This window comes from Flavobacterium sp. RSP15 (assembly GCF_003968755.1).
In the GTDB taxonomy this organism is placed as follows: Bacteria; Bacteroidota; Bacteroidia; order Flavobacteriales; family Flavobacteriaceae; genus Flavobacterium.
Genome location: NZ_RYDL01000002.1, coordinates 470,492 through 495,672, shown reverse-complemented (window position 1 = coordinate 495,672; position 25,181 = coordinate 470,492). Strand labels below are relative to the sequence as shown.

Annotated in this window: 17 protein-coding genes and 1 pseudogene; 4 read left to right on the top strand and 14 right to left on the bottom strand. The window is 35.1% G+C overall.

The features are described from left to right. Positions 1 to 128 precede the first annotated feature (128 nt). On the bottom strand, positions 129 to 3,158 hold the full coding sequence (locus EKM00_RS04555; RefSeq protein WP_126515386.1) for an Eco57I restriction-modification methylase domain-containing protein: 3,030 nt from the start codon (positions 3,156 to 3,158) through the stop codon (positions 129 to 131). A 676-nt stretch (positions 3,159 to 3,834) separates the two neighbouring features. Between EKM00_RS04555 and EKM00_RS04550 the strand changes: the two are divergent. Further along, positions 3,835 to 4,092 (top strand): annotated as a pseudogene (locus tag EKM00_RS04550) (DoxX family protein); the annotation flags it as partial. Positions 4,093 to 4,121: 29 nt separating this feature from the next. On the opposite strand, the gene EKM00_RS04545 reads toward EKM00_RS04550, so the two are convergent. Next, the gene (locus EKM00_RS04545) at positions 4,122 to 4,760 is read right to left on the bottom strand and encodes a pyridoxamine 5'-phosphate oxidase family protein (protein ID WP_126515384.1); all 639 of its coding nucleotides are present in this window, start codon (positions 4,758 to 4,760) and stop codon (positions 4,122 to 4,124) included. Between the two features lie 356 nt (positions 4,761 to 5,116). Here EKM00_RS04545 and lepA point away from each other — a divergent pair, with 356 nt between their 5' ends. Together lepA and EKM00_RS04535 are read left to right on the top strand one after the other, a co-directional pair. Next, on the top strand, positions 5,117 to 6,913 hold the full coding sequence (gene lepA, locus EKM00_RS04540) for a translation elongation factor 4 (protein ID WP_126452060.1): 1,797 nt from the start codon (positions 5,117 to 5,119) through the stop codon (positions 6,911 to 6,913). A 180-nt stretch (positions 6,914 to 7,093) separates the two neighbouring features. After that, complete coding sequence (locus EKM00_RS04535; protein ID WP_126515383.1) at positions 7,094 to 7,864, top strand: Bax inhibitor-1/YccA family protein; 771 nt, start codon at positions 7,094 to 7,096, stop codon at positions 7,862 to 7,864. 59 nt (positions 7,865 to 7,923) lie between these two features. Here the strand turns inward: EKM00_RS04535 and EKM00_RS04530 are convergent, their stop codons facing one another. From EKM00_RS04530 to EKM00_RS04520, 3 genes are all read right to left on the bottom strand, one after another. Then, complete coding sequence (locus EKM00_RS04530) at positions 7,924 to 8,439, bottom strand: PAS domain-containing protein (RefSeq protein WP_126515382.1); 516 nt, start codon at positions 8,437 to 8,439, stop codon at positions 7,924 to 7,926. A gap of 94 nt (positions 8,440 to 8,533) precedes the next feature. Beyond that, positions 8,534 to 9,613: a DNA polymerase IV gene (gene dinB, locus EKM00_RS04525; RefSeq protein ID WP_126515381.1), complete on the bottom strand. Its 1,080-nt coding sequence runs from the start codon at positions 9,611 to 9,613 to the stop codon at positions 8,534 to 8,536. A 60-nt stretch (positions 9,614 to 9,673) separates the two neighbouring features. Next, complete coding sequence (locus EKM00_RS04520; RefSeq protein ID WP_233592234.1) at positions 9,674 to 11,758, bottom strand: site-specific recombinase; 2,085 nt, start codon at positions 11,756 to 11,758, stop codon at positions 9,674 to 9,676. Between the two features lie 388 nt (positions 11,759 to 12,146). Here EKM00_RS04520 and EKM00_RS04515 point away from each other — a divergent pair, with 388 nt between their 5' ends. After that, positions 12,147 to 12,614 (top strand): CYTH domain-containing protein, encoded by a 468-nt coding sequence (locus EKM00_RS04515; RefSeq protein WP_126515380.1) that lies wholly within the window; start codon positions 12,147 to 12,149, stop codon positions 12,612 to 12,614. Position 12,615: 1 nt separating this feature from the next. Here the strand turns inward: EKM00_RS04515 and EKM00_RS04510 are convergent, their stop codons facing one another. The 9 genes from EKM00_RS04510 to EKM00_RS04470 all read right to left on the bottom strand — a co-directional run bounded on the left by EKM00_RS04510 (position 12,616) and on the right by EKM00_RS04470 (position 25,022). Continuing rightward, positions 12,616 to 13,098 carry a septal ring lytic transglycosylase RlpA family protein gene (locus EKM00_RS04510; RefSeq protein WP_126515379.1) on the bottom strand — a complete coding sequence of 161 codons (483 nt, stop codon included), beginning with the start codon at positions 13,096 to 13,098 and terminating at the stop codon, positions 12,616 to 12,618. An 84-nt stretch (positions 13,099 to 13,182) separates the two neighbouring features. Beyond that, on the bottom strand, positions 13,183 to 13,617 hold the full coding sequence (locus tag EKM00_RS04505) for a hypothetical protein (RefSeq protein WP_126515378.1): 435 nt from the start codon (positions 13,615 to 13,617) through the stop codon (positions 13,183 to 13,185). 96 nt (positions 13,618 to 13,713) lie between these two features. After that, on the bottom strand, positions 13,714 to 17,007 hold the full coding sequence (locus EKM00_RS04500; protein WP_126515377.1) for a TonB-dependent receptor: 3,294 nt from the start codon (positions 17,005 to 17,007) through the stop codon (positions 13,714 to 13,716). Positions 17,008 to 17,387: 380 nt separating this feature from the next. Then, positions 17,388 to 19,037, bottom strand: a complete 1,650-nt coding sequence (gene pgi, locus EKM00_RS04495) for a glucose-6-phosphate isomerase (protein WP_126515376.1) — start codon at positions 19,035 to 19,037, stop codon at positions 17,388 to 17,390. Positions 19,038 to 19,215: 178 nt separating this feature from the next. Next, complete coding sequence (locus tag EKM00_RS04490; protein WP_126515375.1) at positions 19,216 to 20,436, bottom strand: peptidoglycan DD-metalloendopeptidase family protein; 1,221 nt, start codon at positions 20,434 to 20,436, stop codon at positions 19,216 to 19,218. A 21-nt stretch (positions 20,437 to 20,457) separates the two neighbouring features. Beyond that, on the bottom strand, positions 20,458 to 21,393 hold the full coding sequence (locus tag EKM00_RS04485; RefSeq protein WP_126452078.1) for a tryptophan 2,3-dioxygenase family protein: 936 nt from the start codon (positions 21,391 to 21,393) through the stop codon (positions 20,458 to 20,460). Next, positions 21,393 to 22,163, bottom strand: coding sequence for a DUF3108 domain-containing protein (locus EKM00_RS04480; RefSeq protein ID WP_126515374.1), 771 nt, complete (start codon positions 22,161 to 22,163; stop codon positions 21,393 to 21,395). Before EKM00_RS04480 ends, EKM00_RS04485 begins: the two co-directional genes overlap by 1 nt. 292 nt (positions 22,164 to 22,455) lie before the next feature. Then, positions 22,456 to 23,616, bottom strand: coding sequence for a 4-hydroxyphenylpyruvate dioxygenase (gene hppD / locus EKM00_RS04475; protein ID WP_126515373.1), 1,161 nt, complete (start codon positions 23,614 to 23,616; stop codon positions 22,456 to 22,458). Between the two features lie 248 nt (positions 23,617 to 23,864). Further along, positions 23,865 to 25,022 (bottom strand): homogentisate 1,2-dioxygenase, encoded by a 1,158-nt coding sequence (locus EKM00_RS04470; protein WP_126452084.1) that lies wholly within the window; start codon positions 25,020 to 25,022, stop codon positions 23,865 to 23,867. Between the last annotated feature and the right edge of the window lie 159 nt (positions 25,023 to 25,181).

Genomic DNA, 25,181 nt, shown 5'->3' with positions numbered 1-25,181 from the left:
ATCCTATTTTGTTGCTCAACTGGTGTGCTCTTTTTAGTGGGTTTGCTTCGCTTTGCTCGCAATGACTGGTTGGGGTCATTGCGAGGAACGTAGCAATCTCACTTTGTGGCTCAACTTGTGTGCTCTTTTTAGTGGGTTTGCTTCGCTTTGCTCGCAATGACATTACCCTCCACAATCCCAATTTCTTCCTCACTCAACCCATACAACTCATACACCATAGCATCAATAGCTTTATCGGTAGCAGCGATTTCATTTTGCAGTTTATTGGCTTTTACTTTGTTTTCTTCAAATAAATCAATCCAGTCAAACTCCTCTTTTTTAGTAAGTGGTGTGCCTTTTTGGGTTTTTATGGCTTTGTTTATTTCCTTTATAAAATCCTCAAACGATAAACCATACCATTTTTCTAGTTTACCACTACGTTTTTCTATTTTAAACTGACCCGAAAAATATTTGCTGAATTTTTGGGTTACTTCTTGTAGCTCTTTATTCAACGATAACATTGAATCCGCTTTTTCTATGAATGGTTGTTGGTTTTTTGAAATTTCAATAGGAATCTGAGATACATATTTCTTTTTAAAACGAAGATAGCCACCAGAAACATGAGCATCATTAAACTTTGATTTAAACCAAAAGCTAATTAAATTACTATTCAATATTGATAATAAATATTTATATTCAATTGATTTATTGTTTATTAATAATGAATATAAAGTGTTTACAGTGTAATATTTTTCATCATCATAATATGCTTGAAGTCTTAGTGAAATATCTCTAATTAGTATTTTTTCATTTTCATAAAGTTTTGAATTTGTTAAATTTGCATACTCACCATTTTCTTTTAAAATTAAATCATTATCAAAATTGACAAACAGATTCAAATCAGGATTTATTGAATATCTATCTAAATCTCTACCCCTTAATAATGGTTTACATTTACTATTTAACTTTTCATCAATTATAAGTTTCTCTCTAACATTTCCAGTGTGTATTGTTTCTGTAATCGAGCAGATGTTTATTAATGATAATGAATTCCTACTCAGCTTTTCTATAAAAGAATAATTGTAATTAGTTTTAGTTTTGAAAGATATAATGTCGTATGTTTTGTCATCAATCTTTTTAAATTCATTTTTCTTCAAGTTAATTATCACAGGATATACTGAAGCATCTATAAATATATTTTCATTTGATATATCTTTAATTTCATTAATTAATGAATTTTCTAATATAAATTTTCTGTTTTTAAGTCCATAATTTGTTGCAATAAATTTATTTGGAATTATGTAAGATAAATAACTTTTTTGTTTTAATATATTTAAACCTAATTCAGTAAAAAGAACATATAAATCATATTGTTGATGTGCGCTCTCATATTTTGTACTAAAATATTCTTTATCAACATTTTTCAACATTGTGTTTCTAACATAAGGCGGATTCCCAATCACCACATCAAAACCCTCATTAGCAAAAACTTTAGGGAATTCGTTTTGCCAGTTAAACGCTTTGTCGCCAGCAATGGCAACATCGTCTATTAAAGAATTACCACATTTTATATTGTTGTTCAGGCTGTTTAATTTTCGGTTGCGTTGTGCGGTACGCAACCATAAGGAGAGTTTGGCAATCTCTACACTTTCTTCGTTGAGATCCACACCAAAAAGGTTATTTTCAAGAATGCTTCCTTCCACATCGCTTAATACTAGTGCATCACCAAACAGTTTGGCTTGCAGTTCATCTACATATTTATGCTCGGCAATTAAAAATTCTAGAGCTTGGCTCAAAAACGCACCACTGCCACATGCTGGGTCAACAATGGTGAGTTGCAACAACCAGTTCCGGTAATTGTCTAAGGTTTCTTTTAATTTCTTTTTGGTAGTAACATTTATTTTTTTGTCGGTAGAATATTTGGTTTCATCCAGCGCAATTTCAACTTTCTTTTCTTCACAGAGTTTGCCAATGGTATTGTCAACGATGTATTTTGTAATGTATTTTGGGGTGTAAAAAACGCCGTCTTTTTTGCGTTTGGTTTTGGTTTTATCCGTTACTTGTCCTGCAATGGCATTGGTTATTTCGTCTATTTCATTTAGCGAATTTTCAAAAATATGACCAAGAATGTTTACGTCAACTTCACTTTCAAAATCGTACTCGCTTAGTTTTCTGGTATGTTTAAAAAGTAAATCATCGTTTACGGCAATGTTATCGAGCAAATCATCTGGCTGAAACAAACCGCCATTGTAGGCATAAATATCATATTGTGCGGTAACAATTTCGTTAGTGTGTTTTCCAAAAGCGGGCAAACTTACTCTGGCGCCCGTATTTAAATCATTAAAATACATTTTGTATCTGTCGTATAACGAAACGGGAATGCGCGCTTCACGGAGTTTTTGCCATTCGAGATTAATACTAAAAATTAAATTGGTGGGTAGCAATTGTCGGTCTTCGGCAAAGAAAATAAACAAAAACCGATCAAGAAGTTTCTGGGTTTTCTTAAACAGTTCCGGTTGGTTGTATTGCGGATTGAGTTGAACAATATCACTAAACAATGCTGTACGAAACGCGGAATAATCCTTGTACAATTCTTTAGTAATCTTGTCTTCACTGGAAACACTTTCATATTTTATTTTCTTAGGTAAATCAGTCTGCATACTTTCTAGCGAAAGGCACAGGAATAGCAAATTGAATTCGTCACGAGAAAGCGTAAACAAATTAAATTCTACAAACTCGGTCGCATTGTCAACATAAAAACGAAGTTTCTCGAAGTTGGAAATGATTACGTAACTACACTGTTTCTGATTGTTTTTATAGCCAAATGCCTGCGTTTCTATTTTGGATAAATCGGTAGTTTCGGTTCCTTTCAGTTCAATTACGGCATGCACATTTTCGTTCAGGATTATGGCGCCATCGGCTTTCTTGCTGTTGGTCTCGTTTTTCTGTTCGGTAATTAAATTGTAATTGGTATTAGGATGTTGCGTGTAACCCAGCACTTGCACAAACAAGTCGTTCAGGAAAATAGCTTGGTATTGTTCTTCCTTGCTGTTACGAATGTTTTGTTGCTTTGCTGCATTATGAAATATGGTGGTAAACAACTGCCATTTTTCATCAAGAACAAGTTTGTTGATTGCGTTAGTATATTTTTTAACGACTGTATTTTGAAATAAAGACATAATTTGAATCGATTGGAGTTTCAAACTTACGATTATTTAACCTAAAAAAAGCGTAGAAATCTAGATTTTTTCTAAGAAAATTACTAAAAAAAACGCCCTTTAAAATCTGTTTAGCCAACAAAAAAAATAAAAATTCACACTGTTGCCCTACGTAAATAATGGCTAAAATTTAATGTTGTATTTTAGCAAAACACTAAATTTCTTTACCACAGATTTCACAGATTAGCACAGATTAATTCACCATCTAATTTTAAAAATCTTTTAATCCTTTTAATCAGTGGCAAAAACTCTTTTTAATAATTGCGACAACATATCTTTCTTGCTACTTATTTCGTTCAATCGGTTTAAATCATTGAGTTGGCTGATCTCTTTTGGTGAATTCCGTTTCATGCATAAATAGCGTTAAAAAATTAAAAAAGTCTTTTGTTTGATTTCGTTTACCAAATATGCTCCTGAAAATCGTACAAGAAATTAAGCACACTGTAAAAAAGTTGCTCTACAACAAGCGTTAAATTTACAGACGCTATTAAAACATCTTTCGCTTAAGGAGCGGCTAAATTTGGAATGCCGTGATCGGCAGCCGACAATAATCTAGAATTATTGAAGTTACTTTTTAGTTTCTAAATGATGCTGCGAGTTACAGCGGAATTTTTGCTATTGCTCTGTTTTTCTAGCTTGGATGGATCTATTTGCAGAAGCAATTAGCGGTTTACTGTTATTGTCCGAATATCAAACTCGTATTGCCTCTTTCCTTATTATGTGTGCGATGTTGGTAGCCACTTTTATCCGACAAATTAATAACGGAGTATGGAATTGTATAGCAACAATGGGATTTCTTCAGATAGCGATGTTCTATCTAATTTTAGGATCTGGACGTTTTGATATTGATTATTTACGAACTAAAAATAACGCAACATCAAGAAAACTATCATAGTAATATCCGCAGTACTTTTATTTTTACTTTTACGGGACTGCCCAAAAACCATTTTCTAAAACTCCGTTTTTATAATAAAAATTGGCTTTTCGGTTGCCGTGAAAGTCGAGGTATAAAAATTCAAGTTCATAAACGGTACAAGCAACTACCGAAAAATTTTCTTGAAATAGATCACTTTCAGTATTTGTGGGTTTTATTAGAGAAAATCGTTCGTTATAACCTAAAGTTGCTATATCTGATTTTGTGTTTGGCGGTTCATTAGTCATATAACCCAATCGAGCTTGAGCGCTAGTTGCCTTCCATCTATCATTTGCTAAAGCATCGTTTGTATGTAGGGTTGCATGCGCTTTCACAGCGATTTGAACGCGTTGACGCGCATCGTAAAATAACAATGAAATTCGATTGTCTTGTTGTAAGTGAGTGAATTTTCTAGAACGATTATCGGTATGAAAGAAGATCGTTTTTTGAGCTTCGTCTACTTTTCTATTTACAACAATTCGCAAAGCTGCAGTATTATTTTCATCAATAGTTCCCACACACATAGTTCGAAAACCGTTTTTTTTCTTAACCGATCCATTGACTAATTTTTTCCAAGCCAATGTTTCTAAATCGGTTAATGCGTAAGGAGTATCATTGATGGTAATGTAATCTTGAAGTGGATTATTCATAAATACAAGGTGTAAAAAGTTCAAATTTATTTCTAGAATGCTATTGCAAATACAACCTAAAATAAAATCATTTTGCAAGCAAAAATACAACAAGAAAGTAACCACCGGAGTACCGATATAAAATTAAATTTCAGTTGCCTTAACATTAGGTGTTGTTCAATCTTCGATAAAAAAACTTTTAGCTTATATTTGCAGATTAATAGTCGCTGTTTGGCGATTGCGTGAGGGATTGCAGTGAAAATCCTTTTCCTTTTTTCTTTAAAAAAGGAAAAGATTGTAGCGGAAAGCCCGACCCTTGTGGTCACGCCCTGAAAAAAAATCAGGGTAAATCCAAATAAATTTGATATCAACAGAAAATGAAACACATACGGAATTTTTGCATTATTGCACATATTGACCACGGGAAAAGCACGCTTGCTGACCGATTACTTGGCGCTACACAAACCGTTACCGCTCGTGAGGAAAAAGCGCAATTGCTGGACAACATGGATCTAGAACGTGAACGTGGGATTACGATTAAGAGTCACGCGATTCAGATGGAATATACGTATAAAGGACAAGAATACATCTTGAACTTGATTGACACTCCTGGACACGTGGATTTTTCGTACGAAGTTTCTCGGTCGATTGCCGCTTGTGAAGGCGCACTTTTGATTGTAGATGCAGCGCAAAGCATTCAGGCACAAACGATTTCGAATTTATATTTGGCTTTAGAAAATGACTTGGAAATTATTCCGGTTTTGAACAAAGTAGATTTACCAAGCGCGAATCCAGAGGAAGTAAGTGACGATATTATTGATTTACTTGGATGTAAATTAGAGGATATTATTCATGCATCGGGTAAAACTGGTTTTGGTGTCGAAAATATCTTGGCAGCGATCATCGATCGAATTCCTCCTCCAAAAGGAAGTGTTGATGAGCCATTACAAGCCTTGATTTTTGACTCGCATTACAATCCATTTCGAGGAATCGAAGTTATTTTTCGGGTAAAAAATGGTCAGATTAAAAAAGGCCAGAAGATTAAATTCATGGCTACCGGAAACGAATATTTTGCAGACGAGATTGGGACTTTAAAATTAAACCAAGTTCCGAAACAAGTGATTTCAGCCGGTGATGTTGGGTATTTAATTTCTGGAATTAAAGAAGCGAAAGAAGTAAAGGTAGGTGATACATTGACAGATGCGAAAACACCAACAACGAATATAATTAAAGGATTTGAAGAGGTGAAACCAATGGTTTTTGCGGGAATTTATCCCGTGGATACGGAGGATTATGAGGAGTTGCGAAACTCTATGGAAAAATTGCAGTTGAATGATGCTTCATTAGTATTTTTACCGGAAAGTTCAGCCGCTTTGGGATTTGGTTTCCGTTGCGGATTCTTGGGAATGTTGCACATGGAAATTATCCAAGAGCGTTTGGAGCGTGAATTCAACATGACAGTGATTACCACGGTTCCCAACGTTTCGTATTTGGCTTACACCAAAAAGGATCCAACAACTCCACTTATCGTAAACAATCCTTCGGACCTGCCCGAGCCCTCCCGTTTAGACCACGTGGAAGAGCCTTTTATTAAGGCAACTATCATCACCAAATCGGATTATGTTGGAAATGTAATGAGTTTGTGTATTGAAAAACGTGGGTTGATTACGAATCAGACCTATTTGACTACGGAACGTGTAGAGTTGACTTTTGATATGCCATTGGCAGAAATTGTATTTGATTTTTACGACCGTTTGAAAACCGTTTCTAAAGGATATGCGTCGTTTGATTATACGCCAATTGGGTTGCGAACTTCTAATTTAGTGAAAGTAGACATCTTATTGAACGCAACGATTGTGGATGCGTTATCCTCCTTGATGCATGCCGACAACGCGTATCAAATAGGAAAAAAAATGTGTGAAAAACTGAAAGAATTGATTCCGCGCCAACAATTTGATATTCCTGTTCAAGCGGCTATTGGGGTAAAAGTGATTTCTCGCGAAACAATAAAAGCATTGCGTAAAGACGTTACCGCTAAGTGTTATGGTGGAGATATTTCCCGTAAACGTAAATTATTGGAAAAACAGAAAAAAGGTAAAAAACGAATGAGATTGGTTGGAAATGTTGAAATTCCGCAAGAAGCATTCATGGCTGTTTTGAAGTTGAATGATTAATGACAGGATGTTTTTTCTCGTCATTAATTACCCCGACTATAGTACCGGTTTTTTTAGAGGAGTGAACTAGTATTTTATGCCACATTTAAATACCAAATTGGTTGTTTGCTTTGGCGTTCAGCTACAAAAGAGACATAGGAACAAAAGCGTATATTTGAATAACAAAAAAATATAACAATTATGAATTTTAATTCTAAAAATCCATTTTTAAATACTAAAACTTTTTCTACTGCAGTTTCAAAAAATGATCAAGTACATCAAACCACAATTCTTGATTATAATGACGAGATGACCTTGTCAGGAACCATAAATAAAAGTTTGATTTTATTTTTACTACTTACAGCTTCGGCTGTGGTAATATGGTGGTTGACCCTTAATGGGATGAACCCAATGGTTCCAGCAATTGGCGGTGCAGTAGTTGGGCTTATTCTAGTCGTAATTTCAGCGTTTAAACCTCAATATTCCCCCTATTTAGCCCCTGGTTACGCACTTTTTGAGGGATTATTTATTGGTGGGATTTCAGCAATATTTGAAGCAATGTATCCTGGAATTGTCATTCAGGCAGTAGGAGCCACATTTGTAACCTTCATGATTTGTCTGGGATTGTATAAATATAAAATTGTGAAGGTAACAGAACAATTCAAATCGGTAGTTGTGGCAGCAACATTGGCAATTGCTACATATTATCTTATATCTTGGGTATTTTCAATGTTCACCAGTTTTGTGCCCGTGCATTATGGCAACTCTTGGATGAGCATTGGAATCAGTGTTTTTGTAATTGTGATTGCTGCTTTAAATCTGTTTTTGGATTTTGACCGCATCGAAAAAGGAGCAGAACAAAAAATGCCAAAATACATGGAATGGTATGGTGCCATGGGGTTAATGATCACCCTTGTTTGGCTGTATATTGAATTTTTAAGATTGCTCTCAAAATTAAACAGTAAAAACTAATTGACAAAACCTGTATAGAAAAGAGTGGTCTTATTGGAGTATAAAAGAGTCACTCTTTTTTATGCTGCTTTCTCAAAAGCAATGTAATGACTTAAAAGCCCTTTATTGTTGAAAATAGGAAATCCTTTTATGAAACAAACATAAATAGCCCCATTTTTTTTATAATTCAACACTGTTTTTTCAAAAGGTTTCTGCTCTACTATTGCCGTACGAATTTCACTAGACGTGCTCTTGCTCGTTGCTTTCCCTTGAAAAATCTTAGGGCTTTTTCCCAAAACTTCGGATTCTGCATAGCCATTCATTTTTTTCATATTGTGTGATGCAAATATAATATTCAATTTTGCATCCGTAACAATTACTACTTCTTCTTTCAGGCTGCTATTGAGATCCCAATCATTCTCTGACCATTTATTTTGCAAAGCAATTGAGTTGAGTTTATTTAAATCCAAAAAAATATTCTTTACTGAACTCAAAAATTCATTATGAAAATCCCAAGAACAAACAGGAACTGTTTTAATGCTTAAAGCACTGTGATACATTGCAATAGCGTCTTCATATTCTTTAAAATTGATCATATTACATAATTTAATAAACCAAATGTAATTTTATTTATAAAGATAAAATAACAAATTTCAGATTTTAACCATTGTTGAACACCTTCATTCTCCATTAAAAATCAAATTTCAGCTGTACCACAACAAATTTTTTCTCCTCTGTATTCAAATTGCTTAGAGAAATCCCCAGCAAACGAACGGAATTTTTCATGCGCTCCTGATACAAAAGTTCTTTCACAACCTCTAGAATCAGTCCTTTGCCAGATATAAAATAAGGCAAGGTTTTACTGCGGGTTTGTTGGGTAAAATCACTGTATTTAATTTTCAAAGTGATTGTTTTTCCAGCTATAGTTTGTTTTTTTAATCTTCTTTCTAAAGTACTAGCAATATGATCCAGTTGCTCCATCATGAAAATTTCTGAAGAAAGGTTGACGTCAAAAGTATGTTCTGCCGCTACTGATTTTGTGATTCGATTGGATTTAACCTCACTATTATGAATTCCCCTGACTACGTTGTAGTAAAAGTGTCCTGATTTTCCAAAATGTCTCTCCAGAAACTCCAATGATTTACTTTTTAATTCTACTCCCGTAAAAATCCCTAATTGGTACATTTTCTCAGTGGTTACTTTTCCAACCCCATGAAATTTGCGAATGGCTAATTCTTCCAAAAATGCAATCATTTCATTTGAATTGACTGTTTTCTGCCCGTTGGGTTTATTATAATCACTTGCGATTTTAGCGACGAATTTATTAACTGAAATCCCTGCTGAAGCGGTCAAACCTACTTCATTAAAAATGCGTTGTCTTATTTCTTGTGCCAATAAAGTGGCGCTTGGATTTCCTTTTTTATTTGTAGTGACATCTAAATACGCCTCATCGAGTGAGAGTGGCTCTACTAGATCCGTATATTCATAAAAAATCTTATGAATTTTTCTTGATATTTCTTTGTACCGATCAAATCTCGGTGTAACAAAAATAAGTTCCGGGCAGTTTTTTTTAGCCATAACGCCACTTATGGCACTCCTTACTCCAAATTTTCTAGCCTCATAACTTGCTGCAGCGACAACTCCTCGATTCTCTGAACCTCCCACTGCAATGGGTTTTCCCCGCAAGAATGGATTGTCCAATTGCTCCACAGAGGCGTAGAAAGCATCCATGTCAACGTGAATAATTTTTCTTTCTGGGAATGAATCCATGCATAATTTTCTAATTGAATACTCCCCTTCGATTTCTTCCAAGTAAACCTAGCATTCTAATTAATTCTTACCGTCTGAACTCAAATAATTGACGACTACTTTTGATTTTTTTTTGTTTTCCGTTGGAAAAAAGAAACTAATGGGTCTGGATTTAAAATGATTCCAGATAGAAGCAGCAATAAATCGCAATTCAAACAAAGAAATAGCCCTGGAGCGGAGCGCCAATCCCAACGAAAGGCTAAAACTGACTGTAAAATTCACTAACCCAATAACTCCAATCCCAAAAATGCCCCAAAACAACATAGTATTGCTTACTTGATAATTTGCTCCATACACTCCTAAGGCAAGATTACCGCTTACAAAAGTGATGTGTCTAATATCCAGATTTAACCCTAAAAACAGGCCAACGGAAGCCGTACTTCCCATAAAAACGCCAAACCAAAAATTAGAAATAATTCCAGCCCCTCTTTTTTCGTACAGCTTGGCTAATTTTAAAGTACGTACTTTTCCTAAGCTTCTTTTCAACATAGGGTGTTCCGTTATTCGGAAAAAAACCTGATTATGCTTATCCCTATTGGCAATACTTCCCGAAATAATTCCAGATAAAAACAGAAAAAATCCTGCTATTGCCGCATGAAAAATAGCTAATGAATGAATGGGACTAATGTCTATAAGTAACGTTTCCCATTTAGTTGCAGCAATATTATAATGGAATAAGTAATCAATAGCCCAAATTCCAAGCAATGAAACTGGAAAAGCCATAATTACATTCCCCAAAAATGCAATAAACTGGGACCTGAAAACACGTGCAAAAAGAATGGCAAAAGCTTCATATTTTTCCGCCTCCTTCCCTTGTTTTGCAACTCCTTTTTCTAGAGCTTTTATCAAGGCCGCGGCGGTCATCGCTGGCTGTTTTGTAGCTAAAGTAAACCCCAGAAGATAAATAGCAATAAATCCAAAAGCATAATTCATACTATAAAGAAAAGCATGCCCAAAAAAACTAGTGTCAGCACTAGCAAGCAAAACCTTAATGACACATAATATACCTACAATAAACCCTCCACCTAGGGCGGTACGGAACATTTTAAAATATTCTTTGCGACTTTCTGTGATATAATGTTCCCCTGTTTTAGCCGTGTGCTGGGTAATTTCATAGGAGATTAATTGCGTACTTTCGGCTATGAATTTCCTAACGTTGTTCTTGTAGCAATTGAATTTTATCAAACGTAAGGCTAAAATAATTCCATTGTTTTTTTTATCACTCTCTTTTTCAACGATCAGCAACGGAATTAAAAATTTAAGCCGCTCTAATTGCTGTCTGATTTTTAGTAAATTCTGGTTTACCCGAAGTGAAATGCCATATTTAGAACTATTATGAAAGGCTCTGTCCACAAATTCTTCGCATTGCTTATGCAAAACCATCAATTGGGAATAAGATAAATCATCTATAGTGATGAAATGATTTTCAGAACTCCGGACTTGATCTTCTATTTGAAACAATTCCTTTTCAAAAGCTGAAAAAGGACTTTCAAAATCATCAAATTCAGGTACCATTTTAATCACATCCGTTTCCATGGCACGACCGCTGATGCGTTGAGTAATAAGATGCATAGCAACAAGTATTTCTGATAAAACGGAGTGAGGTGCTACATTTTCATAAATAGATTTGAATTTTAAAAGGCTGTATAATTCCTCTAATTGCTCCACTGGAATTTTATTTACCCAAATCCCATCATTGGCTAGGTAAAAAACCTGATTGAAAATGTATTCTAAAGTGTCTTTTTGAGGTTGATAAGGCAATATCTTAGCAAAGATTCTTTTTTTGACTTCAAAAAGAAAATCTACATCTTGCAAAATAGCTGCGTCTGTTAGGATTTTATTAAACTTAATGTCTTTGAGAATTTCTTTGAGATACAGGGAAAGTTGTTTTCGACAAGAATAATTTTCTTTCAAAAAAGTAATAATATCCTGCAAATCTACGGTTGCCAATTTTTTTGTTTGCAAAGGCCGAATCAACCGAATTAACTCCACTAAAGGCTCTAGGTTGTCCTCTGTATCGCGCCAAGACTCTGCTTCCCCAAAAAATTCAGTTAGCACTCCCACTGCAGTTGGCTTGTATTTTCTTTTAAAGAATGGTTTTATCAACTTTGTTTAATTTTTGTAAAAATACGAACAGACTGATCATTTTTCATTAACAAATCCCTGAAATTATTGCTCGGGGACACATAAAAAGCCCTATTCACAAAATTCCCTTCCTATTACCGGTAATCGACACACCGAATTGGAACATAAAAAACAGCAAACTAGCGTAACCCCCGCTTTTATCAAAGAGATAAAAACGGAACAAAAGCAAAATATTTAATACCTTTGGTTGCTGGTATTAGCCCAAATAGCAATGAAAAATCATCGATTGAAAAAAACTATTTTTTACAAATTGAAAAAAGATTTATGAGTAACAATTGAAATGAATATCTGGATACAAGCCAAGTAAACTGAAAAAATAAATAACAAAAAATAACAAATTCCGCTTGAAATGATAGAAATAGAAAGGAAATTTTTAGTCAAAGATGATTCCTATAAAGAATCTGCTTTTACTCAAAATCATATTGCGCAGGGCTATTTGAGTTCCGCGCCAGCGCGAACGGTACGGGTACGAATAAAAGGAAAAAAGGGGTTTCTGACGATAAAGGGAATTTCTAATACCTCCGGACTGTCCCGTTTTGAGTGGGAAAAAGAAATTTCCATTCGTGACGCTGAAAAATTACTGCTTTTGTGTGAAAAGGGAGCTATTGATAAAACTCGTTTTGAAATAAAAGTGGGCTCTCATATTTTTGAAGTAGATGAATTTCATGGTGAAAATCAAGGACTGGTTGTGGCAGAAATTGAATTAAACTCTGAAGAAGAATTTTTTAAAAAACCAGCTTGGCTGGACAAGGAAGTCACCGGAGACTCCCGCTATTACAATTCTTATTTGAGCACTTCGCCTTTTAGAAACTGGTAATCTAATTACTCATTACGGCTATCGTTACTTGCAGCCCTCCGCTGTTTTTATTAGCTGCAATATCCATAAATGCTCGTTTAGAAAGATCAATCTCTCTAGACTTGACAAATGGGCCTCTATCTGTAATTTCTACAATTACGAACTTCCCGTTTTTTTCATTGGTCACTTTGACTTTGGTACCAAAGGGCAGTTTTTTGTGGGCGGCGGTATATTTATTATTGTCAAATTTTGTACCGCTGGTCGTTCTTCTGCCATTGAATTTATCTGCGTAATAGGATGCGTGAGCGGCTTTTTTGTAGATTTTAAATTTTCCTAAAGAAGAGATCAATGAGTCTATTTTTTTTTCTTCCAGATCGATTGCTGTTCGGCTTTTTTTGATGCTGTCTTTTTGTATAGTGGCTTTTTGTCTTTCAGAGATGGAACTTTGGCTGCTGGCTAAAGTGATTATTGCCAACAAAAAAAATAATGTTATTAATTTTTTCATTTATGTCTTTTTTAGTTAAATCTATTTTACAAAAACCATACCTAGATAAAAAAAGCTCTATTTCTAGAGCTTTCACGGTTTTTTTTAAAACCATATTTTCCATGGGATTCGGCTTAAAATAAGCAGTAATCCTAAACCATAAAAAATAGAAAATGTTTTAAATTTAGATTCGCTTGTAGTTGCTTTTTTGTGTTTTGACCACCCAATAGTAATCAAGACAATTGCTATTATATTGATTAAAGGATGTTCTAAAGCCAACAATCGGCTTTCCGTTGTCAGCCCACCCATTCCAACGGCTTTTATCATATTCAAACCATTGGGAGACACAAAATACAAAATAACACCTACTACTAATTGAATGTGTATTGCTATTAAGCCAAACAGCGCTATCTTTCTGTCTTTGGAAGTAAATTCTTTTTTAGAAAACATTCCTATCAGAGAATTAACCACAGCCACCACTAAAACTAAAAGTGCCAGATAAGCCCAGCCAGAATGAAATTTTTGAATAAAATCGTACATAAATAATATTTTTGTTTTAACAAATATAGGCAAAAAAGGCATAAAAAAACCACGTTTCTCAACGTGGTTTTAAATATTCAAATACTTAAATTACTCCTATTTACCAAAAATATATCTTAGTGTAAATTGTGCTTGCCAAACATCAAAAGTTGAAGCATTTTTTTGAAAAGTGTCTTTTATTAAAACTCGAGTTCCGTTAGCTTCTACTTGAGTCGCTAATTGATAAAAAGGAACATTCGTAGTCGTTGTTCTGTAGTTCAAAACATTTGTATTTGTAACTCGTTGTGTAACTCCCCAATCTTTATTAATGAAATTAGTAAAGTTCAGGATATCAGCTCTGAATTGAAAATTATTCTTTTTACCCGCAATTGTAATATAAAAATCTTGAGTTGCTGATAAATCTAATCTATGTAGCATAGGTAAAACTCCTCCATTTCTCTCTGCATACTGCCCTCTTCTAGTAGAAAGGTAATCATCTTGATTGATATAGGATTCGTAAGCTTGTTGTTGTTGCGCTTCAGTGTAGACTGTTGTCACAGTCCCATTTGTTACTGAAAGTGATTGAAAACGAATTTCATTTGCATTTTTAGGGACATAAATCAAGTCATTGTTATTTACTTTGTCACCATTCATATCACCCCCGTAAGAATAGGAAAACGGTCCGGATTGTTCTCCAATGTATCCTAAATTGATTGAAGTTGCCGCCCCTACATTTTTACCGTATTCAATTTTGTATCCTAAAATACCAACTAATCTATGTGGTGTATTATTGTTAGATAATGCTAAAGGTAAGTCGTTATTTCCATTTACAGATCTAGCGCCCGTCCACGAACCAGAAGCAATAGAACCCGGAGATAACAAATCATTAGCACTTGAATACGTGTATGCAAACGATCCCCATAGCCCTTTTTTGTATGGATACTCTAATTTAAAGGTTGAAGAATAAAAATATCCTTTGTCCGTGTTTGTTAAAACAACGGCACTGGAAACATTATCATTAACACGAACACCTCCATCGGTACGAGCATATCTTGGTCTGTTATCCGGACCGCTGAAAGTTCCAACTGGCGCATCAAAATTAGCATTATAATAATGTATCGCATTAATATTTCTTTGAAAAATCCCTTCTACTGTACCTACAAAACCAAAAGGAAGCCTTTGATCAACCGCTATATTTGTTTTCCAAACTTGAGGAAATTTGAATTTTTTATCGCTAAAAGCCAATTCAAAAGTAGTAGGAAGCGTTGGGGTATCCGGAATGAAATACTCATTAGGATTTGGAGTAAAACCATACCCACCTGTAGCTAGTGCCGAACCACTTACATCAACAAAACCTGTAAGCACTCCATTATTACCAATTGCATTAGATAAATAAACTGAAGGTGCTCTTCCTGTAAAAACACCACTACCTCCACGAAGTAAAGTACTTGCATCGCCATTTAAGTCTAAGTTGAAACCAACTCTTGGCTCAAACAAATACTGTGTATCAGGCATTTCTCCTGTATTAAATTTTTGGCCTTGCCCAAAAGTTAATGCAGTAACTGCAGGATTCTCAAGAGCTGTATCAGCAAACCAAACTGCTGAAGCACGAATACCTACTGTTAATTTAAATCTATCGCTCAATTTCATTTCATCTTGCGTGTACAAATCTAATTTGTTTGACTTGAAAATTTGTAATGGCTCTTGAGCACCCGGCAATGCAGAATATCTGAATTGAAGACGTGCAGGAAGTGCCGTTGTTGATGGAATGCCACCAGTGTTTGCAGATTGATTAGCTGCTGCATAAAAGTCAGTAAGTGAATTAAAAGTGTAAACACCATTTGAACCAGAGAAAAACAAGTTGCTTGATTTGAAATACTCAAAGTTAGCACCAAACAATAAAGAATGTTTTCCTATGGTTTTAGTCAAATTATTTGTAAAATGTAAAGTAGAATACGAAAGTTTATTTCCTTGAGTGAACGGATCTAAACCTGCCGAGATAGCTGTAGTAGACCCATCCAAAATATCAATTGTTGGAAATAACCCACCACCTTGTAATGCTCTGTCTTCAATTTGCTTATCGTAACCAGCTATAAAATTATTGTACCAAGAATTGCTTAGTTTACTATTCAATTCTAAAACTACTGATCTAGTATTATCTTGAATAACGTATCCACTGTTTTTGAAAGACATAGCAAGAGGACTTGTTCTTCTATTTCCAAAACCTAATGAATTTGAGTTCGATGTTAATTCATCAGAACTTGAATCATGAAATACATAACGAGCAGTTAATTGATGATTATCATTAATATTCCAGTCAAGTCTGGCTAGGAATTTTTTTGAAATCCTTTCTGAATCATAATTCTCCCAAGGACCAGTAGTGTAATTAAATTTATCTTGCAAGAAATTTGAAAGTGTCTGCATTTGTTCGAAAGTAGGTCTAGAAACCTGCGCACTTGCTTGTGGCGAACCTGTAGATGTCCAAGTAGTAGCCGGACTAATGTTCTCTATAGTTTCAACATTCCCAAAGAAAAATAATTTATCTTTAATGATTGGTGCTCCAATTCTGGCACCCCAAATTTTTTCTTCAAATTTTCCAGGTACTACTGTTCTTTCTCCTGCTTTACTTCCTATGAAGTCTTTTTTGTTGCTCCGGAATGAGTTGTATATTGACCCTTCCACCTCATTCGTTCCACTTTTGGTAACCGCATTGATTCCAGAACCTAAAAATCCGGATTGACGTACGTCATAAGGAGCGATATTTACTTGTAATTGCTCAATAGCATCTAATGAAATAGCTGTAGAACCGGTTCTTCCTCCGGCTTGTGAGTCACTACCTAAACCAAAACCATTATTAAAAACAGATCCGTCAATAGTAAAATTGTTCAATCTTGAATCCTGACCACCAAAAGTACCGTTACTACCTGCATTAGCATTGTACTTGGTAATTGCATTTATGGAACGCGCACCTGTTACTGGTACGGCAGTGATTTCTCTGTTAGAAAATTGTTGAGATGCTCCAGTTCTTCCTTTATTGAAATTCCCTTTTGATTTTGTTGAGACTATAACTTCACTCAAAACATTAGACTCTTCCTGAACAACTACATTTACAGTTAAATTATTCCCTAAAGGAGCAGTAATTTCTGTGATTTCAGTTGTTTTGTAACCAATATACGTGACTTTTACAGTGTAAGGTCCACCTGGTCTTATTCCTTGGACAGCATATCCACCATCAGAACCAGTAGTTGAAAAATATTTCGTTCCTGTAGGCTTGTGAACAATTTCTACTGACGCTCCAGGCAAAGTCTCTCCAGTATCTGATTTAACAATACCAGACATAGCAGAACTAGTAACCTGCGAATGACCAACAACTGATAAAAAAATAATTAAAATAAAAATAATTTTTTTCATTTTTGTTTTTTGTTTAGTTTATTAATATTTGGCAAAAATATAACATTTTTACTTAAATAAGTTAACATAACGTTAAGAATAGCATTTCTTTTAAACAGAATTTTTATCTTAAAACAACAATCTCGTTTTTTTTAATTAAAAAAAACGAGATTGTACAATTAAAATCATTTTGTTTTAAACTATTCACACCTAATTACCAATTGCAAATACTAAAAAAATAACACAAATTTAAAAAAAAGTGCTCTAACAGCGTTACTTAAACACTAAAAGCCCTGAATTAGCTAAATTCAGGGCTTTTAGTGTTTTATACCTCCATCAAAAACAGAGCAGTAATCTGCCTTAAATGAAAATTGATAAAATCATAAAAATCAGTGACCTATTTACTCCTGTTTATTTTTCAAAAAATGATTCAATAAAAAAGTGGTAGAGCTGTCATGCGTTTCAACCGTTTTTGTATTAATTTCTGTCAAGATAGAATTAGCCAATTGTTTTCCTAATTCAACTCCCCACTGGTCAAAACTAAAAATATTCCAGATCACTCCTTGTACAAAAATCTTATGCTCGTACAAAGCAATCAAAGAGCCCAAGGATTCGGGGGTCAGCTTTTGGATTAAAATAGTATTCGTTGGCTTGTTGCCTGTAAAAACTTTAAATGGCAAAAGGAATTTTGCTTTATCAGCTGAAATTCCTTGTGTATCAAATTCAGCTTGTACTTGTTCTACTGATTTCCCATGCATTAATGCTTCTGTTTGTGCAAAAAAGTTAGACATTAGTTTATCATGATGATCATAGTCGCCGTATAGCGGAGTTACAAATCCAATAAAATCTGCAGGTATCAGTTTTGTCCCTTGGTGAATTAACTGAAAAAAAGCATGTTGTGCATTAGTCCCCGGCTCCCCCCAAATGATCGTCCCAGTTTGGTAATTGACTGGTTTCCCGTCCCGACCCACACTTTTACCATTGCTTTCCATTGTTCCTTGTTGCAAGTAGGGGGCTAATTTTTGTAAGTATTGCGTGTACGGAATCAAAGCTTCACTTTCGGCACCAAAAAAATTGTTGTACCAAATACTCAATAACGCTAACGTAACCGGCATGTTTTGGTCAAAATCGGCAGTTTTGAAATGGTCATCCATTTCATTGGCTCCTTTTAACAATCCGTCAAAATTATCATATCCTACGGCTAAACTTATCGTAAGTCCAACGGCACTCCATAAAGAAAATCTTCCGCCAACCCAATCCCACATAGGGAATACGTTGTCTGGATTGATTCCAAACGCTGTTACTTTTTGAATATTGGAGGAAACTGCAACAAAATGCTTGGCTACATCCGCTTGAGTAGCGGTTTGTAAGAACCATTTTCTAATGGTCTCAGAGTTGGTCAGTGTTTCCTGAGTTGTAAATGTTTTGGAAACAATCACAAAAAGGGTTGTTTCCGGATTTAGTTTTTTTATGATTTCATTTACATGATCCCCATCCACATTAGAAACAAAATGAACATTTAAATGATTTTTATAAAATTGCAATGCCTCAACAACCATAACAGGCCCTAAATCCGAGCCTCCTATACCTATATTGACCACATCAGTGAACGGCTTCCCTGTAAAACCTGTTCTTTCTCCTGAAGTGACTTCGTTCGTGAATTTCTTTATTTTGTGTTTTACCTGGTATACCTCTGGGACTACATTGACTCCATCCACTTTTATAACTGCTGTTTCTTTGACCCGCAAGGCGGTATGCAGTACGGCTCTGTTCTCCGTTTGATTGATTGGTGCACCCTCAAAATAATCAGCAATAGCTGTTTTAAGTCCAACTTCATCAGCCAGTTCAAGCAAAAGCTGAATCGTTTCTTGATTGATATTGTTTTTAGAATAATCAATTAAAAAATCATTCCATTTTAAATTAAATTTTTCTGTTCTCTCAGTATCCAATTGAAATAATTCTTGCAAAGACGCTTTTTGCATTTTGGCATAATGTTTTTCAAGTTTCTTCCAAGCACTCGTTCCAGTAGGGTTTATAGTATTTAAAGCCATGTGTAAGAATTTCTAGTATTGTTAAAATTTGAGCAAAAATACTCAAATTAGTTTTAATGAAAAATGGTTTTGCATTATATTAAACTATAGTAATATAACAAGATCCCAGTGTTTTTTGGGACTAACACTAAGCAACTCGTCTTTTTTGAAAAAACTGTGATGATTTTACAACTGTTATTTACAGGTTAGCCACACTGTCCAGTTCAAATTTCAAGGGCGTTATTTGTGTCAAAAACCGACTTTTATTAGCGCCATTCATAGGTTCTCCACTCGGTAATTTAAGTCTTAATGCATCCACTTGTCTCCCGTTTTTCCAAAATCGATAACATACATGCGGCCCTGTTGCCAGCCCTGTACTCCCAACTAAACCAATGACTTGTCCCTGACTGACCCGTTGACCGCGTCTTACCAAAATTTTTGACATGTGCAGGTATTGTGTAGAATAGGTTCCATTGTGTTTTACTTTTACATAATTTCCATTTCCGGCAGTAAAACCACTTTGCTCCACAACACCGCCAGCGGTAACGGTAATAGGAGTTCCGCGTGGTGCGGCATAATCCGTTCCTTTATGCGCTTTCCATCTGTGCTGAACCGGATGAAATCTACTGTTTGAAAATCTTGACGAAATTCTACTGAATTTTATTGGAGACTTAAGAAAGAAATTTTTTAGTGTTTTCCCTTCTTCATTATAATATTGAATTTTATCTGAATTGGGGTTCTGCGCAAAGGGAAAGGCATAAATAATTTTTCCTCCGTATTCAAAAAAAGAGGCTTCCAGTTCTTCGACTCCGTCATAAACGGAATCATTTATAAAGCGCTCTGTAAACGTTATCGCAAAACGATCTCCTTTTTTGAGTTTCATAAAATCAATAGAATACGCATAAATTTTAGCTATTTTATTTGCTAGAGCCCCTTCAATCTTGGCATTACCCAATGTTGCAGACAAGGATTCTTTCAAAACGCCACCAATGGTGCGTCGCCTAATTGTAATGGGCTTAGTTTTTTTATAAACAACTACCGCTGTGTCCCGCATATCAATAACGTAATAACTCAGCGCATCGGGTTGATAAATAAAAGCCTGTAAATTATGTTTTTTATCTTTGGATCTCAACAACGTAAAAGGCCTGTTGATTCTTATACTTCTTACATCAAACGAATCTCTCACTTTAGCAATAATATCATATACTTTTCGTTTCCCAATATTCTGATTTTGAATAATGGTTCCAAAAGTATCTCCCCTTTCGATAGTATCATTAACGATATTAAAATCCGCAAGAATAAACCCAAACGCACTCTTTTTAGGAACAATTTTCACTACTTTTTCCGGCACGATTTCCTTTTTTTTATCACAGGATACTAAAGAAAAAAGTACTATTATAATTATAAATATTTGTTTCAAATCTTGTTTTTTTTATTCAATCTACATTTCTACTCCCCAATTTTCTAATTCGTGGCTACTCCATAATTCCGGGAAGAAAATTCTTCTTTGATATTTTGGATGCATGTATTTTTTCCAGTCACTCCCGCCAGTAGCTTCACCATCCCCTTTACCGCTCTGATCTATATATTTTTTTGCTGTATTAAGGTGTTGCATTACCCAAGTAATATTTACCGTATGGTCATAATGACGCATCGCTTGAACTAGTTCTGGATTTTTCTGATCTGTTTCCGGTAATTGTTTGAATTTTTGCCAAATATTAATGGTGTTGTATTCCTCCATATGGGCTAAGAATTCCTTCTTGTATTTTTTTTCAAACTCCTCCAGTAAAAATGATTTTTTACCGCTTTGATGCTCTTTTCCGGCTGCTTGCCAATACAAATGCTCTAGTGCAAACTCATACGTGGTATTCCTGTCGATGGTATCTCTATAACGATGATCTATCAGATTTATTAGGTCAGTTGATGAAAATTCTATCAAGCGGTATTGCGCACTTTGAAAGCCGCTGGCCGGAGTTAGTGTGTTTCTAAATTTCATGTATTGCTCCACTTCCATTCCATTTCCCATAATATCAAAAGATGTGGTTAACATGTCAAAGTAACGGCTGATTCGCATTAATCGCTCTGTGAAAAATACTGTACTAATGTTTTTACAATAGGAAATTTGCTGCATCTCCCAGAGAATCATTTTAAATATCAATTCATTAACCTGGTGGTACATGATAAAAACCATTTCGTCCGGAAGCGTCGTTCTCTGGATTTGAAGATTCAACAGGGCATCTGTCTGAATATAATCCCAATAGGTGATTGGCTTGGACCACAATAATCCTTCGAGCTGTGTTTCTGTTTTTTGATTTATCGCTTCATATTTAAGCTCAATTTCTTTTAAAATAGCCTCTGAATTGTCTTTAATGCTCATTATTTTTTTGTTTTAAAAGGATTTTTCAATCCTCTGTATCCTTCAATATCTGCTTTGATTGACCCTACTGCCAGACTGGCTTTTATCCTCAGCGGCACTTTATTGTCATCGTCCGAAATCCAGACAGTAAGACTTTCTTGCTCTTTGAAAACGCGTCCTGATTGTACCAAAGGTCTAAAAATCATAGCCGAAACAACGCCAAATTTAGTGGTAATATTTTCTCGTCCAATAAACTTTAGCTTGAATTTAGTAGTTTCGTTATCAAAAAACATATCGATTGCCACTGAATCACCAATTTTCAATTTATCGATAGTAGGATAGTTTCTTAAATAATAAAAGGCAGATAAAATATCCTGAGTGTTTTTTGGAATGTAAAGTGTTTTTTCGGTTTTATGCTTATAATCTTTTACAACAACTCTATTTGTAGATTGGTCAAAAAATCCTTCTTGATTTTTAGTATAGCCCCCTTCATCAATTTTTCGAACGAACTGGTACGGATTTCCTGTTTCCTTATCAATGTAGCTTTCGTATAAATCATCTACTTTAAAGAAAAAACGAGACATCCCTGTGGTGTATCCTTTACCAACAACATGAAACGTTTTTTTGTTGTTTAAACTGGCCTCTTTTACTTCCAGCGTAGCATAACCGGCATTGACTATTCCATAGTGTATCCTGAATTTGAACCACTCACCCACTCCGTAAGCATCTTCCTGAGGAGAATCAAAGCTTACTGTTATAATCAACACAAAGAATAAGAATAGTTTTTTCATCACTTAATTTACCCGTTTATTAACTCTATTAGCAAATTTTGTTCCAAATATATCAAAACAAAAAAACTCAGTCAAATAATGACTGAGTTTTTATGCTATTAACTAACCAAAAAACTATAAACTATGAAATTTATATGAAATCAGGAAGGAAACCACCCCTTCCCTTTTTGCGAGTGCAAAGGTAGTTAACAAACCCACTTATTTTTGTTAAAAAAAAAGTTTAACACAACATTTACAAAAAAACATGTTGTTTATTGGTTATTTTTTCACAATATGTAAAAATAATGCTTTTTTACAACGTTCCTCGTAATTCCTGTTCTCGCTCAATTGATTCAAATAGTGCCTTAAAGTTCCCCGCTCCAAAACCTTTGGCACCCATTCTTTGTATAATTTCAAAAAACAAGGTCGGCCGGTCCTGTACTGGTTTTGTGAAAATTTGCAACAAATACCCTTCTTCATCGGCATCTACCATGATGGCCAGTTTCTCGATTTCGTTCAAATCTTCTTTCATCATTTTCATGTGATCGCCCAATCGCTCCGGAATGGCTTCATAATAGGTATGTGGAGGAGCAGACAAAAATTCAATTCCTCTTGCTTTGAGTTGCGATACTGTTTTGATAATATCGTCCGTTGCTATAGCGATATGTTGAATTCCAGGCCCACCATAAAAGTCTAAGTATTCCTCAATTTGTGATTTCTTTTTTCCTTTGGCAGGTTCGTTGATTGGAAATTTGATTCTTCCATTTCCGTTTGACATTACTTTGCTCATCAACGCTGAATATTCCGTATTGATTTGTTTGTCATCAAAAGAAAGGAAATTTACAAATCCCATTACATCTTCATAGAACTTTACCCAAGTATTCATTTCGTTCCAGCCCACATTTCCCACCATGTGGTCGATGTATTTCAAACCTGTTGGTTCCGGATTATACTCGGATTTCCATTCCTTATAACCCGGAAGGAAAACGCCCGTATAATTTTTACGCTCCACAAAAATATGAACCGTTTCGCCGTAGGTATAAATTCCAGAACGTATTACTTCTCCAAATTCATCTTTTTCTACGGTTGGCTCCATAAAAGAACGCGCCCCACGTTTCATGGTTTCTTCGTACGCACTTGTGGCATCTTCTACCCAAAGCGCAGCTACTTTAACACCGTCTCCATGTTTCCTTAAATGGTCATGTATGAGAGAATCTTGTGTTAATGGCGTAGTTAATACAATACGGATTTTATCTTGTTTTAGCACATACGACGTTCTGTCTCGCACTCCGGTTTCTAGTCCGGCATACGCCAAAGACTGATACCCAAAAGCCGTTTTATAATAATGTGCGGATTGTTTTGCATTTCCTACGTAGAATTCTACATAATCGGTTCCTAATAACGGAAGGAAATCTTGTGCTCCTTCAAATATTTTTTCGAGTCCGTATTCTACTGATTTTACTTCTTTGCTCATTGTGATTTATTTTTTGATTCGGCATCTCTAGTTTTGGAACGCGGTTGACGCGGATAAAGCAGATGTACACGAATTTATTAATTTAAAATTATGTTGCTGTTTACTCTAAAGCCCTAGTCCTGATGGTCGAATTGCTCTCGCAACTACCTTTTTCTGGCTTCTTTAGCCAGGAAAAGATAAAGTGTACAGCAGGAAATAGCTTCCTTATTATTATATATACGTGTGATTGCTTCGTTGCTCGCAATGACTTATTCTACCCAAGATTTATAATATTGGCCGTCGTCCAACCCCATCGCTTCTTCGGTGACCATTAAGGGGCGAAAAGTATCAACCATAACCGCTAATTCGTGGGTTTCTGTATGACCAATGCTGCGTTCCATAGCACCTGGCGCCGGTCCGTGAGGAATACCTTTTGGATGTAGTGTAATGTGACCTTGCTCTATATTGTTGCGACTCATAAAATCCCCATCTACATAATACAAAACCTCATCACTATCTATATTACTGTGATTGTAAGGCGCAGGAATGGATTTTGGATGGTAATCGTACAATCGTGGACAGAACGAACAAACGACAAAAGTTGAAGTTTCGAAAGTTTGATGAACTGGTGGTGGCTGGTGTACCCGACCTGTTATAGGTTCGAAATTATGAATACTAAATCCGTATGGAAAATTATAACCGTCCCAACCTATTACATCAAAGGGATGCGTGGCATAAACGAATTCATGCATCATTCCTTCTTTCTTGATTTTTATTAGAAAATCACCTTTTTCATCATGCGTTTCTAATTCTGTTGGTAAAATAAAGTCGCGCTCGCAAAATGGCGAATGTTCTAAATGTTGACCTGATTCATTTTTATAGCGTTTCGGCGTGTAAAAAGGAGCAAATGATTCGACGTAAAACAATCTGTTTTCCGAAGTTTCAAAATCAATTTGGTAAATCATTCCGCGAGGAATAATCAAGTAATCGCCATATTCGAAAGGAATATTTCCCATCATGGTGCGCAATTTTCCTTTTCCTTTGTGTATGAAAATCATTTCATCAGCATCGGCGTTTTTATAGAAATAACTTCGTAAGGATTGTCTTGGCGCGGCTAGTCCTATAATACAATCTTTATTGATCAACATGGCTTTGCGGCTGTCCAGAAAATCGTCCTCCGGCCTTAACTCAAAACCTTTTAGCAGTAATGATTTGATGTTTTTTCCAATGGCAATTTTTGGCTCAACCGAATACGAACGAAGAATTTCCTTGACTTGCGTAGGCCTGTGAACGTGATATAATAAGGAAGAATGGCCATGAAAACCCTCTGTTCCAAAGAGTTGTTCGTAATACAAACCACCATTTGGTTTTTCGAATTGTGTGTGTCTTTTTTGAGGAAAACTTCCTAATTTGTGGTATAAAGGCATGATTTTTTTGTTTAAAAGTGTAACAGATTAAAGTTGAGATTACTTTATAATGTGCTATGATAAATCAAAAAAGGTGCTTACTCAGGATTTCTCTTGATAAGGAATTGAAGATGCTCTAATAAATCTAGCCATTTTGTTTTCATTATAACAAATATCGGA